This is a genomic window from Rhodococcus sp. NPDC060086, from assembly GCF_042730275.1.
Taxonomy (GTDB): domain Bacteria; phylum Actinomycetota; class Actinomycetes; order Mycobacteriales; family Mycobacteriaceae; genus Rhodococcus.
Map to the genome: position 1 here is coordinate 105,038 of NZ_JBHWWZ010000003.1, position 13,673 is coordinate 118,710.

At 65.7% G+C, this 13,673-nt stretch carries 11 protein-coding genes and 1 pseudogene; 7 read left to right on the top strand and 5 right to left on the bottom strand.

Going from position 1 to position 13,673, the window contains the following annotated elements:
- Nucleotides 1–40: 40 nt before the first annotated feature.
- The 4 genes from ACFWB0_RS03315 to ACFWB0_RS03330 all read right to left on the bottom strand — a co-directional run bounded on the left by ACFWB0_RS03315 (nucleotide 41) and on the right by ACFWB0_RS03330 (nucleotide 4,168).
- Entirely contained in the window at nucleotides 41–298 is a 258-nt protein-coding gene (locus ACFWB0_RS03315) for a hypothetical protein (protein WP_378489002.1), read from the bottom strand.
- Nucleotides 279–1,445 (bottom strand): Rieske 2Fe-2S domain-containing protein, encoded by a 1,167-nt coding sequence (locus ACFWB0_RS03320; RefSeq protein ID WP_378489003.1) that lies wholly within the window; start codon nucleotides 1,443–1,445, stop codon nucleotides 279–281. Before ACFWB0_RS03320 ends, ACFWB0_RS03315 begins: the two co-directional genes overlap by 20 nt.
- Nucleotides 1,446–1,642: 197 nt before the next feature.
- Nucleotides 1,643–3,316, bottom strand: a complete 1,674-nt coding sequence (locus tag ACFWB0_RS03325) for an AMP-binding protein (RefSeq protein ID WP_378489004.1) — start codon at nucleotides 3,314–3,316, stop codon at nucleotides 1,643–1,645.
- Between the two features lie 39 nt (nucleotides 3,317–3,355).
- The gene (locus ACFWB0_RS03330) at nucleotides 3,356–4,168 is read right to left on the bottom strand and encodes a MaoC/PaaZ C-terminal domain-containing protein (RefSeq protein ID WP_378489005.1); all 813 of its coding nucleotides are present in this window, start codon (nucleotides 4,166–4,168) and stop codon (nucleotides 3,356–3,358) included.
- 151 nt (nucleotides 4,169–4,319) lie between these two features.
- On the opposite strand from ACFWB0_RS03330, the gene ACFWB0_RS03335 reads away from it, so the two are divergent.
- The 5 genes from ACFWB0_RS03335 (at nucleotide 4,320) to ipdC (ending at nucleotide 9,688) form a co-directional block, all read left to right on the top strand.
- A complete protein-coding gene (locus ACFWB0_RS03335) occupies nucleotides 4,320–6,017 on the top strand; it encodes a class I adenylate-forming enzyme family protein (protein ID WP_378489006.1) in 1,698 nt (565 codons plus the stop codon).
- Nucleotides 6,018–6,106: 89 nt separating this feature from the next.
- Complete coding sequence (gene echA20 / locus ACFWB0_RS03340; protein ID WP_378489007.1) at nucleotides 6,107–6,868, top strand: (7aS)-7a-methyl-1,5-dioxo-2,3,5,6,7,7a-hexahydro-1H-indene-carboxyl-CoA hydrolase; 762 nt, start codon at nucleotides 6,107–6,109, stop codon at nucleotides 6,866–6,868.
- Between the two features lie 59 nt (nucleotides 6,869–6,927).
- Nucleotides 6,928–7,827 (top strand): CoA transferase subunit A, encoded by a 900-nt coding sequence (locus ACFWB0_RS03345; protein WP_378489008.1) that lies wholly within the window; start codon nucleotides 6,928–6,930, stop codon nucleotides 7,825–7,827.
- The gene (locus ACFWB0_RS03350; RefSeq protein WP_378489009.1) at nucleotides 7,824–8,582 is read left to right on the top strand and encodes a CoA-transferase subunit beta; all 759 of its coding nucleotides are present in this window, start codon (nucleotides 7,824–7,826) and stop codon (nucleotides 8,580–8,582) included. The genes ACFWB0_RS03345 and ACFWB0_RS03350 overlap by 4 nt, the downstream gene beginning before the upstream one ends.
- A 41-nt stretch (nucleotides 8,583–8,623) precedes the next feature.
- Nucleotides 8,624–9,688, top strand: a complete 1,065-nt coding sequence (ipdC, locus tag ACFWB0_RS03355; RefSeq protein WP_378489120.1) for a (3aS,4S,5R,7aS)-5-hydroxy-7a-methyl-1-oxo-octahydro-1H-indene-4-carboxyl-CoA dehydrogenase — start codon at nucleotides 8,624–8,626, stop codon at nucleotides 9,686–9,688.
- Between the two features lie 108 nt (nucleotides 9,689–9,796).
- On the opposite strand, the gene ACFWB0_RS03360 is transcribed toward ipdC, so the two are convergent.
- Nucleotides 9,797–10,369 carry a TetR/AcrR family transcriptional regulator gene (locus ACFWB0_RS03360; RefSeq protein WP_378489010.1) on the bottom strand — a complete coding sequence of 191 codons (573 nt, stop codon included), beginning with the start codon at nucleotides 10,367–10,369 and terminating at the stop codon, nucleotides 9,797–9,799.
- Between the two features lie 114 nt (nucleotides 10,370–10,483).
- On the opposite strand from ACFWB0_RS03360, the gene ACFWB0_RS03365 reads away from it, so the two are divergent.
- A complete protein-coding gene (locus tag ACFWB0_RS03365; protein WP_378489011.1) occupies nucleotides 10,484–12,046 on the top strand; it encodes an ABC transporter substrate-binding protein in 1,563 nt (520 codons plus the stop codon).
- A 333-nt stretch (nucleotides 12,047–12,379) separates the two neighbouring features.
- A pseudogene (locus ACFWB0_RS03370) lies at nucleotides 12,380–13,669 on the top strand (ABC transporter substrate-binding protein).
- Nucleotides 13,670–13,673: the final 4 nt, after the last annotated feature.

Below are 13,673 nucleotides of genomic sequence, written 5' to 3' on the forward strand. Positions count from 1 at the left end.
GGAGTTCCTTCGAGAAGTGTTGTCTTGCCGGTCAATCGAGCTACTGGAAGATCGGGGCCGGGACCGGCGCGTCGTCGACGACGTCGATCAGTCCCTCTGCGGCGGCACGGGTGATGGTGGCAACCATCGACGGGCATGTCGGCAGCGGCGCGCCCGGGCGCCGGGGCTTGACGGCCCCGGACCCGAACTCGTGACACTGCTGACGCGCCTGCTGGTCCCACTGGACTTCGGTGTGTTCCCAGCTGTTCTTCTTCACCAGCACCTGCGCCATGCAGTCGCTACACCTGAGTGGCTGCATTGTCCTGCTCCGCGCTCGCCTTCGCAGCGAGGTTGGCCTCGACTTCCTTCATCCAGGCCGCGACCGGCCGGGTGGTGTCCATCTCGAACTCGAAGCGGTCGGTCATCTCCGGCTTGACGTCGTCGATGTCGACGTAGAACTGCTCGTACCAGCGGCGCAGCTGATAGACCGGGCCGTCCTCCTCGCACAGCAGCGGGTTCTCGATCCGGGTCTTGTTCTTCCAGATCTCGATGTCCTGCTCGAAGCCGCGCGCGATGAAACTGCCGAACTGCTGCGCGGTCGCGAGTGCAGCGTCACCCTCGAGTCGATCGGACTTCTTGACGATCATCCCGTACATGAGGACGAACTTGTCGGCGGAGACCGGGTAGTGGCAGTTGAGGAGCACCGATTCGACGTCGTAGCCCTCGTACTCGTACTTCAGATCGTCGATCATGAACGACGGACCGAAGTAGGACGCCTCGGAGTGACTGCCGAGCATCTTCGGCTGCCCCTCGGTGTTCGGACGCATGTCCGGGCGGGCCTGGCCCTTCATGATCTGCGTCGCGACATGCCCCTCGAAGACGTTCTTGAAGAACGTCGGGAACGAGTAGTGCACGTAGAAGAAGTGCGCCATGTCGACGATGTTGTCGATGATCTCGCGGCAGTTGGTGTCGACCTCGGTGGTGTACCAGACCCAGTCGGTCCACTCGTCGCTGGTCGCGCCTTCGATCCGGGGAATCGCGACGTCGTCCGTCGGCGGGTTGCCCTGGGGATCGTGCCAGATGAAGAACAAGCCGTCCTGCTCGAGCGTGTGCCACGAGCGGGTCTTGGCGATCGGCGGCACACGACGGGCGTACGGGATCTCCTTGCAGCGGCCGTTGCCACCCCAGCGCCAGTCGTGGAACGGGCACGCGATGTTGTCGCCCTTGACGGTGCCCTGGGTCAGGTCGCCACCCATGTGGCGGCAGTACCCGTCGAGGACCTTCAGGTCTCCGTTGCTGTCTGCCCAGGCGACGAGCTTCGTGCCGAATGCCTCGATGGAATGCGGCTTGCCGTCCTTGAAGGACTCCGCCAATCCGAGGCAGTGCCATCCGCGGGCGAAGCGGGTGGGAGCGGAACCGACGACGATCTCGCGGATTTCGGTGTCTCCGGAAGTATCCAGGCTCACGGTCGTCCGTCCTTTCGGAAGTAGTGATCGAGGGAGCGGAACAGGGTGTTCCGTTCGCGGCGCGGACTCGTCGCGGGCTGTGCAACAAGTCCCGGTGGGGCTGTATGGACGTCACGGTAGGTGAGCGAGGTCACCCCCGAGTTCGAGGTCCCGCTCGGTGAGACCGACCGAGGACCGGGCTGCCTGCGGAACACGGCCTAGACGGACGTGAGCGGTGCCGGTAGCAGCGCGGCCCGCCCCTGCTCGGTGAAGTCGCGTTCGATCCGGGTACGCGTCTCGTCGTCGAGCAGGATGTACTCGGGAGTGCGGCCGACGCGGACGTACACCGGGTCGCCGGTGCTCCACGCGGCCGCACGCAGGGGCGCCTTGTCGATCTTGTTGCTGCCCGTGAGCGGGATGTGATCGGTCACCCGCACGAAACGCGGCCACCACTTGTCGCCCATGTCGGGCTGGTCGGCGAGCGTCTGCCCGAACGCCTGCGGATCGAACACCGCGCCTGCGTCGAGCTCGACGGCGCACATCACCTGGTCGCCCGTGGCCGGGTCCGGCACTGCGAACACCGGCGCCGACAGGATCCCGGGGATGCGCACCAGGATTCGTTCGACGGGTGCGGCGGAGAAGTTCTCACTGTCCACACGCAGCCAATCCGACGCGCGACCGGCGAAGTAGAAGAATCCGTCGGCGTCGCGGTAGGCGAGGTCGCCGGTCCAGAAATCGTTACCCTTGATCCGCTCGGCGGCGGCACCCGGATTCTTGTAGTAGCCCTCGAAGGCTGCTGCACCGCCGATCGAGACGATCTGCCCGACCGCCTCGGAGTTGAGCAGCCGGCCGGTGTCGTCGAACTGCGCGCGAGGGCATTCCTCGCCGGTGTTCTCGTCGAGGATCCGCACGTCGGCTCCGCCCGGCGCCACGCCGAGGGATCCGGTCGGGGTCTCGGGGGTGCGGTTGATCCTGATGACGCCTTCGCTCGAGCCGTAGCCCTCGATGACCGTGCACCCGAATCGCTCGGAGAACCGCGCGACGTCGACCTCGGATGCTTCGGTGCCGAAAGCCACCTCGAGCGTGCCGGTGCGGTCGCGCGGGTCCTCGGGCTTGTTGAGCACGTACGACAGCGCACGTCCGACGTAATTGACGAAGGTCGCGCCGTAGCGGTGGATGTCGTCGGCGAATCGGCTGGCCGAGAACTTCCGGATCAGGCCGACCGTCGCGCCGACGCGCATGGCGGTGCCAAGGTTGAGCATGACGGCGTTGCCGTGGAACAGCGGCATGCACAGGTACGTCACCGAGTCGCGACGCATGCGCGTGCGCTCGACGAGGACGTCGAGGAGCTTCCCGAGGCGGCCCTGCGTGACGATGACCGCCTTGGGTCGACCCGTCGACCCGGAACTGAACAGCAGCAGCGCGATGTCGTCGGGTGCGGGGATCGTCTGGGGCAGGTCGGCGCCGCGGTGCGGTTCGAGGAAGCGGAGGTACTCGGGCGAGTCGACGTCGAGGATCCGGTCGGCAGGCAAGCCGTGGTCGGTGCCGTCCATCAGGTGCGCGAGGCGCGATTCGGTGATGACGAAGTCCACGTCGACCTGGCGGATGTCGTCGGCGATCTCAGGGCCGCTGCGGCTCGCGTTGATGCCCACCACCACGGCACCGGCGAGTGCGCCTGCCCCGATCCAGAACACGAAGTCCGGAACATTCTCGAGCAGCACGCCGATATGGCGACGGCGATCGGCGGGTTCCTCCACTGCGGCAACGAGCGCGGCCGCGCGATCGGCACTCTCCTGGGTCACCTGGTCCCAGGTCCATTGCCGGTCTTCGAACCGCAGGCCGATCTTGTCGTCGCCCTTGCGAGAACGCACTACTTCGGCGAACGTGTCCAACTTTTTCCTCCAGATGGTTCCGGCCCTGGGCAGGGGCGGTCAGGCGAACGTCGCACGCCCACCCGACACCACTGCGTTGTCGCCGGTGCGGACGTCGAATTGCAGGTCGTTGCTCTCGCCCCAGATGCGGATCTCGTGCTCGTCGCCGGGGAACGCTGGCGCTGCGAAGCGGCCGGACAGCGACGTCAGGTCTGCGGGGTGCGCGCCGACCGCACGGGCCAGCGGGATCGTCGAGGCTGCGAGCGTGCACAGTCCGTGCATGATCGGCCGGGGTTGGCCGATGCGTGCAGCCGCCTCGGGATCGATGTGGATGTGGTGCCGATCCCCCGTCAACCGGTACAGCGCAGCCTGGTCTTCTCGGGTGCGCAGGGTCGTCGTCCGGTCCGGTGCTCCTTCGGACGCCGATGCTGCCGACGGTCCACGTTCGCCACCGAACCCGCCCGCGCCCGGCGCGAACAGCGACCACGTGGCGACGAAGAACTCGGATTCGACCAACACCTCGAACACCGCGGCGCGACCCTTGTCCCACACCTCGCCGACCTTCGCCGACAACGTGAGCTCACCCGCGCGCGGCAGCGGTGCGCGAACCTCGAGGCTCTGCGACCCGTGCACAGCGGTGCGGGTGTCGAACCCGCCGCGGGCACCGAGCTCGTCGGGTGCCCACTGCGCGAGCGTGAGGGCGAACGTCGGGAGCACCCTGAGCCGCTCCTCGAACACGAGGTCGAGATCGGTGGCGGGTGCGCCGACCGCGAGGGCGTACAGAATCGCGTCGCTCTCGTCGTAACGGACGGTGCGCGTACCCAGTTCGACGCCGCGCCAGCGGGCGGCCGACGATTCTTCGATGGTGGTCATGGTTGCCGGTCCTTTCTCCACTGTGAGCAGGCTAAGTGGGTAGGCGACCGCTCCCCTCTGCTATCTCACTCACCGGTACATTCGAAGGTCGTGGTCCGGAGCGTGAGAGCCTTTCGCGACACACAAGCGCGTCGGAGGAGGGAGAGCACTTTTGACTGTCCCGTCGGATCCACGGCCGTTCCTGGACCAGCTCATTTCCCGGCTCACCGGCCGGGGCGGCGACTTCGAGATCGTCATGGACGACGTGCTGGGCACCGAGATGCCGGTGATGCGGAACCGCGACCGGGCCGTCGCCGATCTGCTGTCGCAGTCGCTCGCCTGGGGAGAACGCGAGTACCTCGTCACGACGGAACGCAGGATCACGTTCGCGGAGCACGCGCGCGAGGCCTACGCACTGGCCGCGGCGCTACGCGAACGCTACGGGGTGTCGGTCGGCGACCGGGTCGCGATCCTGTCGGCGAACCGACCCGAATGGGTGACTGCGTTCTGGGCGACTCAGGCGTTGGGCGCGATCACCGTAGGCCTCAACGCGTGGTGGATGCGGCCGGAGATCGAATTCGGAATCCGGTCTTCGCGTCCGCGGGTGGTGTTCGTCGACGAACAGCGCGCCGACACCGTGTCCGCCATGGATACGAGCGACACGATCGTACTCACCATCGAGGATGATCTGCCGCGCCTGATCGGCGAGTTCGACGGCTCGCAACCGCCCCCGCCGAGGGTCGATGAGGACGATCCGGCTGTACTTCTGTATACCTCCGGGACGAGCGGCGACCCCAAGGGGGCGTTGCATTCGCAGCGAAACCTGCTGGCAGTGGTCGACTATCACCGCTACTCCGACGCCATTGCCGCCGCCTGGAGCGGGGAGCACTACACGCGCGGTGTTCCCTCGGACACCCGGCATCTGCTCACCTCCTCCCTGTGCCACATCACGAGCCTTCACAACACCGTGGTGCCCCGGCTCGCGACGGGCAGCGCTGTCGTCATGAACCAGGGCTGGGTCGGTATCCGACCCGTGCTCGAACTGCTCGAAAGCGAGGAGATCACCCACTGGAATGCGGTTCCGTCGATGGCGGCGCGCATGCTCGAGATCGACGATCTCGACCAGTACGATCTCACCTCATTGATCAGGTTCACATTGTCTTCGGAGCCGTCCACCCCCGAATTCAAGCAGCGGATACGTGAGAGATTGCCCTTCGGCAGTCACACCGTCGTCGACAGTTACACCATCACCGAGTGCAGCACCTCCATCTCTGTCGCGAGCGCCTTGGAGAACGAGGAGTATCCGGGCACGGTCGGACAACCCGTCATCACTGTGAGTCTCGAGATCCGCGATCCCGACGGCGGGTGGCTCCCCGATGGACACGCCGGCGAGGTATGCGTGCGTAGTCCGTTCGTCATGCTCGGATATTGGCGCGACGACGCGGCCACAGCCGAGACGATCACCGCCGACCGGTGGCTTCGCACGGGCGATTACGGCGTCGTCGAGGGCGGGCGGCTGCGGCTGGTCGGTCGGCGAGCGGACCTCATAGAACAGAATGGGGAGGCGATCTACCCGTCGGAGGTCGAACGCGTCCTGGAAAGTCATCCTGCGGTTCGCGAATGCCTCGTCAGTGGCACACCGCACCCCGAGTGGGGGCAGGAGGTGTGCGCAGTCGTCGTCCTGAATCCCGCGTCGCCGGAGGCCTCGGGGGTTGTGACCAAGGAGAGATTGACGGCGTACGTGGCCGATCGTCTCGCCTACTTCAAGGTGCCCACCCGCTGGCGGTTGACGCAGAATCTGCTGCCTCGCAATACCACCGGAAAGATCATTCGACGCCGCTTCCCCGGGGACGACCTGCCCGGGAACTGACGCGAATTCGCTGTCACTGTGCCCTGGAAGCCGCATGTGCTAACTTACCAAGCAATCGCTTGGTTCGGTACCGACGTTAGGAAAATGCCATGGGCATCACCTCCACCACCGACGGCGCAGGGATCACCACGGTCACCGTCGACTTCCCGCCCGTGAACGCACTGCCCTCCGCCGCATGGTTCGAGCTCGCCGACACCATCGTGGCCGCAGGCAAGGACATGAACACGCACGTCGTGGTCCTGCGCGCCGAAGGCCGAGGCTTCAACGCCGGCGTCGACATCAAGGAGATGCAGGCCACCGAAGGCTTCGACGCCCTCATCGCCGCCAACCACGGCTGCGCCGCCGCATTCGCCGCGGTGTACGACTGCGAGGTCCCCGTGGTCGTGGCAGTCAACGGCTTCTGCGTCGGCGGCGGCATCGGACTCGTCGGCAACGCCGATGTCATCGTCGCTTCCGACGACGCCGTCTTCGGCCTCCCCGAGGTCGACCGCGGCGCCCTCGGTGCCGCCACCCACCTCTCGCGCCTCGTCCCCCAGCACCTGATGCGCACTCTGTACTACACGGCACAGAACGTCACCGCACAGCAGCTCGAGCATTTCGGTTCGGTCTACAAGGTGGTTCCGCGCAGCGAACTCGACGCCACCGCACTCGAAGTCGCCGGACTGATCGCCGCAAAGGACACGCGCGTCATCCGCCGAGCCAAGGAAGCCATCAACCGCATCGACCCGGTCGACGTCAAGACTGCCTACCGCATCGAGCAGGGCTTCACCTTCGAACTGAACCTCGCCGGTGTCGCCGACGAGCACCGCGACGAGTTCGTCGCCACGGGCAAGCCCCGAAGCAACCACTGAGCAGCACGAGAGCTGGGCAGTACGAGAACTGAGCAGCACGAACAGGAGCTTGAACACTCATGCGTGACAAGAGAATGTCGCTCGACGAGGTCGTCGGCGAACTGCGCAGCGGAATGACCATCGGCCTCGGCGGCTGGGGATCGCGCCGCAAGCCCATGGCGTTCGTCCGCGCGATTCTGCGTTCGGACATCAAGGACCTGACCGTCGTCACCTACGGCGGACCCGACCTGGGCCTGCTGTGCTCGGCAGGCAAGGTGAAAAAGGCGTACTACGGCTTCGTGTCGCTCGATTCGGCGCCGTTCTACGACCCGTGGTTCGCCGCCGCCCGCACCTCCGGCGAACTCATCGCCCGCGAGATGGACGAGGGCATGATCAAGTGCGGCCTCGAAGCTGCCGCCGCGCGCCTGCCGTTCCTGCCCATCCGCGCCGGGCTCGGCTCCGACGTGCAGACCTTCTGGGGCGACGAACTGCAGACCGTCACCTCCCCCTATGCCGACGAATCCGGCCGCCGCGAGACCCTGATCGCGATGCCCGCGCTGAACCTGGACGCGTCGTTCGTACACCTGAACATCGGTGACAAGCACGGCAACGCCGGCTACCAGGGGGTCGACCCCTACTTCGACGATCTCTACTGCATGGCCGCCGAGAAGCGGTACGTCTCGGTGGAGAAGATCGTCGAGACCGAGCAGCTGGTCAAGGAAGTGCCGCTGCAGCAGTTGCTGCTCAACCGCCTGATGGTCGACGGTGTCGTCGAAGCACCGAACGGCGCCCACTTCACCCTCGCCGGCGACTCGTACGGCCGCGACGAGAAGTTCCAGCGTCACTACGCCGAGGCCGCCAAGACCCCCGAGTCGTGGCAGACCTTCGTCGACCGGTTCCTCTCCGGATCCGAAGAGGACTACCAGGCCGCCGTCAAGAAGTTCACCGCCGAATCGAACACCGGGGAGCAGCAGGCATGACCACCACCGACACCGTGACCCGCGCCGAATACTGCGCGATTGCGTGCGCCGAGATCTTTTCCGGTGCAGGCGAAATCGTTGCCAGCCCCATGGCTACGCTCCCGCAGATCGGAGCACGCCTGGCCAAGCTCACCACCGAACCCGACCTCGTGATCACCGACGGTGAGGCCCTGATCCTCGCCGAGGTGCCCGCGCTCGGCGCGAAGGCTCCGATCGAGGGCTGGATGCCGTTCCGCAAGGTGTTCGACGTCGTCGCATCCGGTCGCCGCCACGTGGTGATGGGCGCCAACCAGATCGACCGTTACGGCAACCAGAACCTCTCGGCATTCGGCCCGCTGGAGAAGCCGACGCGTCAGATGTTCGGTGTTCGCGGCGCACCCGGCAACACCATCAACCACGCCACCAGCTACTGGGTGGGCAAGCACTCGACCCGCGTCTTCACCGACACCGTCGACGTCGTGTGCGGCGTGGGCTACGACAAGATCGACCCGGAGAACCCGGCATACCGGTTCTTGAGCATTCCCCGGGTGGTCACCAACCTCGGCGTGTTCGACTTCGAGGGGCCGAACCACGCGTTCCGCGCCGTGTCGCTGCACCCGGGTGTCGACGCCGACACCGTCGCCGCGAACACGTCGTTCGAGGTTGCCGGTCTCGCCGAGGCAGGGGTGACCCGCGAGCCCACCGCCGAAGAACTGCGGCTGATCCGCGAGGTCATCGACCCGAAGAGCCTGCGTGACCGTGAGGTCTCGCTGTGAGTATCGGGGGCGAGCGAAGCGACGGGAAATCTAGGCAGCTCCTGCGCACTCCGCTGACCGAACTCGTCGGCATCGAGCATCCCATCGTCCAGACGGGCATGGGATGGGTGTCGGGTCCACGCCTGACGGCGGCGACATCGAATGCGGGCGGCCTGGGCATCCTTGCCTCCGCGACGATGACCTACCCGGAACTCGAAGCGGCAGTGCTGAAGACGAAGTCGCTGACCGACAAGCCCTTCGGCGTGAACATGCGCGCCGACGCATCCGATGCGGAACAGCGCATCGATCTGCTGATCCGCGAGAAGGTCAAGGTCGCGTCGTTCGCGCTGGCCCCCAAGAAGGAGCTCATCGCGAAGCTCAAGGATCACGGCATCGTCGTGATCCCGTCGATCGGCGCCGCGAAGCACGCGGTGAAGGTCGCATCGTGGGGCGCGGACGCAGTGATCGTGCAGGGCGGTGAGGGCGGAGGCCACACCGGCCCCGTCGCTACGACGTTGCTGCTGCCCAGCGTGCTCGACGCCGTCGACATTCCCGTCGTCGCCGCAGGTGGTTTCTTCGACGGTCGCGGCCTGGCCGCGGCGCTGTCGTACGGCGCGGCCGGTGTCGCGATGGGCACCCGATTCCTGCTCACCAGCGACAGCGCTGTCCCGGATTCGGTCAAGCAGCAGTACCTGGCCCGCGGGCTGCAGGACACCACCGTCTCCCTCAAGGTCGACGGGATGCCGCACCGCGTGCTCAACACCGATCTGGTGAACAGCCTCGAGAAGTCCAGCTACGCCAAGGGGCTCGTCGCGGCCGCGCGCAACGCGACGAAGTTCAAGTCGATGACCGGCATGAAATGGTCCACGCTCGTCAAGGACGGACTCGCCATGAAGAAGGCGAGCGACCGCACCTGGCAGCAGATCATCATGGCCGCCAACACCCCCATGTTGCTCAAAGCCGGTCTCGTCGAGGGCAACACCGATGCCGGTGTGCTCGCCTCGGGTCAGGCGGTCGGCATGGTCGACGACCTGCCGAGCTGTGCGGAGTTGATCGACCGGATCATGACCGACGCGGTTGCTCGTATCGACGCCCTCGGAGCCCTGCGGGAATCCGGACGCGTCTGAACCTGGCAGCCCTGATGTAGAGCTCGCAGCCCTGGTGGTCATCCACTGGGGCTGCGAGCTTTACATTCACCCTGCTTACTTCTCTTCGTTCACGGGTCCTGTGCTCGTTCAGGGTCTCAGCATTCTCACGATCATCTCCACCGTCCGCTCGACCGGGTCGGGTCGCGAGTCGATGATCGGCACGACGATGCGCGTCCACACTGCGCCGAGGAGCATGTCGAACACGTCGTTGGGATCGAGTGCCGGATCGACGGTGCCCGGTGGTGCCGATTCCAGGATCGCAAAGAATTGGGGCCGCACCGACACCCGCTGGTACGCCGCGCCGTGGCCGGCATCGGACCGGCGATGCGCCAGTAGAGGCCCCGCCGCGGCACGTGTCGCCGGGTCGCTGAACGTGCCGGTGTAGGCGCGGATGAAGCGACGCAGATCCTCTCGGAGATTCCCTGTGGGGTCGACCTTCAAGGGGCTCTCCATCGGGAAGGCGGCGTCCTCGATCAACTCGATCCGCGACGACCACCTGCGATAGATCGCCGACGCGTGCACACCCGACCGCACCGCCACGGCCTGGATTGTCGTCGCCTCGAATCCCTGTTGCGCGAGCAGTTCGCGCGCTGCGGCGAGTGCCCGTTCGTCGATGCTGGTGTCGCGCGGTCTGCCCGGACGACGGGACGTGTCCGCCATGTGGTGATCGTACCCAGATCGACTATTTCAGGAGATGGTCTTCTATATCTCTCCCGATCTTGCTAACTTCACTCTTCAGGACTGTGTGACCCGTCCCACAATGAGGGGAGATCGATGATCCGGCATACCCTGACCACCGTCGTCGCCGCATGCTCGGTGCTACTGCTCGTAGGCGCATGCGGGGCCCCCGACTCCGGCGGCACCTCGGACGAACCGGTCGGCGATCCGGTCTCCGGCGGCACAGCCACCATGATCCAGGTTCGCGAACCGGTGGCACTCGACCCGGCGGCATTGACCAACAACTGGGTCGGCCAGAGCCTGCTCGGAAACGCGCTCTACGGAACGCTGATGATCGACGATCCCGAAACGCTCGAGATCGAATATCGGATGGCGACCGACTTCTCGACCGCCGATGGTGGTAGCACGTTCACCCTCGAACTGCGCCCGGACCTGATGTTCACCGACGGAACTCCCCTCGATGCCGAAGCGGTGCAAGTCAATTGGTCGCGGATCGCCGACCCCGCCACCGGATCGAGTTCCCTTCCGCAGGCCTCCCAGATCGCCGCAACAGAGGTGATCGACGAGACCACATTGAAGGTCGTCATGGCCGACCCCAACCCGATGTTCGCCTACTCGATCACGAACAGCACCTTGAACTGGATCGCCTCCCCCACCGCGCTGGAGAAGAGCAAGGACGCCTTCAACAACGCTCCGGTCGGCGCAGGACCGTTCACGCTCACGGAGTGGCGTCGCCAGGACCGCATGGGGCTCGAACGCAACCCCGGCTATTGGGACGCACCCCGGCCGTACCTCGACAGCATCACCCTCCTCAACGTCGCCGACGGCAGCCAGCGGGTCAACATGCTCTCGTCGGGAGGAGCCGACCTCGCCTCGGAAACCAGCTGGACGGCCCTCGCCCGAGCCGAAGATGCCGGACTCGGCACCGAGATCGCATCCGTCGGCGGTGGACAGTACTTCGCAATGAATACCCGCCGCGCCCCATTCGACGACCCTCGCGCGCGTCGCGCCGTCTCGATGGCATTGCAGCTCGACGACATCAACACGGCCGCATTCGAAGGCACCGGCATCGTCCCGGACACACTGTTCCCCGAGTCGTCGCCGTTCTACAACGACATTCCCTTGGCCGAGCACAACCCCGAAGAAGCCCAGCGCCTCTTCGACGAGCTCGCGGCAGAGGGCAAGCCCGTCGATTTCACCTTCCTTGCAACATCTCTACCGGAGACCAAGGCAACCGCCGAAGTCTCCCAAGCGCAACTGGCCGCATACGACAACGTGAACATGGACGTCGAGGTCGTCGATTTCACCGCGTTCATTCCGCGCAACATCGCCCGCGACTACGACATGATGATCTCGTCGGCGAATGTCCAGGAACCTGACTCCACCTTGTGGAACGCTTTCCACTCACAGTCGAGAGGCAATGTCACCGGCATCTCCGATCCCGAACTCGACGCGGCCCTCGACGCAGGCCGTGTGGGCACGACACCCGAAGAACGGGCCGCTGCCTACGAGATCGTGCAGGAGCGTCTCGCCGAGGTCGCCCCGGCCATCTGGTACATCCGGGCAGCTCCGGCCGTCATCACCGGCAACGATATCCACGGCATCCGCCTGTACTCGCTCGGATCCCCGCTTCCCGGGGAAATGTGGGTCACGGGATAACGCTCCACCACCAGTTCCACTTGCCTGAAGGTAGGTTTCTCCATGTTCGGATGGGTTGTTCGGCACAGGAATTCGGCTACCTCGCTCGTCGCCGTCTGCGCGGCCGCACTACTTCTGACTGCGTGTGGTGCGCCGTCCGATTCCGCCGCGCCTGCGGGGTCCGACGGCGAACCGGCGCCGGGCGGTGTCGCACGTGTCATCCAGGTCCGCGAACCGCTGTCGCTCGACCCAGCGACACTCGCCAACAACTGGGTCGGCCAAGGCTTGTTGGGCAATGCCCTGTACGGGACGCTCATGATCGATGATCCTCAGACACTCGAGCTCGAGTATCGGATGGCCGAGGATTTCTCCACGTCCGACGGGGGTGCCACGTTCCTCCTTGCGCTGCGACCCGATCTCGTCTTCACCGACGGAACACCGCTCGACGCCGAAGCGGTGAAGTTCAACTGGGATCGCATCCTCGATCCGGCGCTCGGCTCCGGTTCGCTGACGTTGGCGTCGCAGATCGCGTCGACCGAGGTTGTGGACGACACAACGTTGAAGGTCACCCTGGTTGCACCCAATCCGAAGTTCGGGAATTCGATCACGTCGAGCGGACTCAACTGGATAGCGTCCCCCACCGCACTGGACAAGGGGACCGACGCCTTCAACGCGGATCCCGTCGGGGCAGGCCCGTTCATATTGACCGAGTGGTCGCGCCAGGACCGGATGAAGCTCGACCGCAACCCCGACTACTGGGATGCACCACGCCCGTACCTCGATTCACTCGAGCTCCGCGCCGTCAGCGACGCAAACCAGCGCGTCAACATGATGGTCAGCGGCGGCGCCGATCTGGCGTCCGAATCCAGCTGGGCGGCACTGGCAAAGGCCGATCAGGCGGGCCTGGTCACCGACGCCGTACCGGTCGGCGGCGGATAGTACCTGGTCATGAACACCCGGCGTGCCCCGTTCGACGACCCCCGAGCCCGGGAGGCGGTGAGCGCGGCGGTGAATCTCGACGACATCAACACCGCCGTGTTCGAGGGGCACGGCGAGGTCCCCGACACACTGTTCCCGGACTCCTCACCGTTCCATGCGGACATCCCCCTCCGGCAGGATGATCCCGAGCGGGCACAGCAACTCTTCGACGAACTGGCTGCGGAGGGAAAACCCGTCGAATTCACCTTCACCGCAACCTCGCTCGTCGAGATCAGATCCGTCGCCGAGAGTCTTCAGGCACAGCTCGCCGCCTACGACAACGTCGACGTCCAGGTGGAGGTGCTCGACATCGCCGGGTACATGCCTCGTACCGCGGCCCGCGACTTCGACATGATCATCTGGGCCGCGGACAGCCCCGAACCCGACACCACTCTGTGGAACGCCTTCCATTCCACGTCGTCGGGAAATCACACCGGCATCTCCGACCCCGAATTGGACGCCGCCCTCGACGCCGGTCGCACGGGCACCTCGGGCGAGGAACGGGTCGCCGCGTATCGCACGGTGCAGGAACGGCTGGCCGAACTCGAACCGGGAATCTGGTACATCCGGTCGGCACCGTCGGTGATCAGCAGCCAGAACCTCCACGGTGTACAGATGTACGCACTCGGATCGACACTGCCCGATGGAATGTGGCTCACCCCGTAGTTTT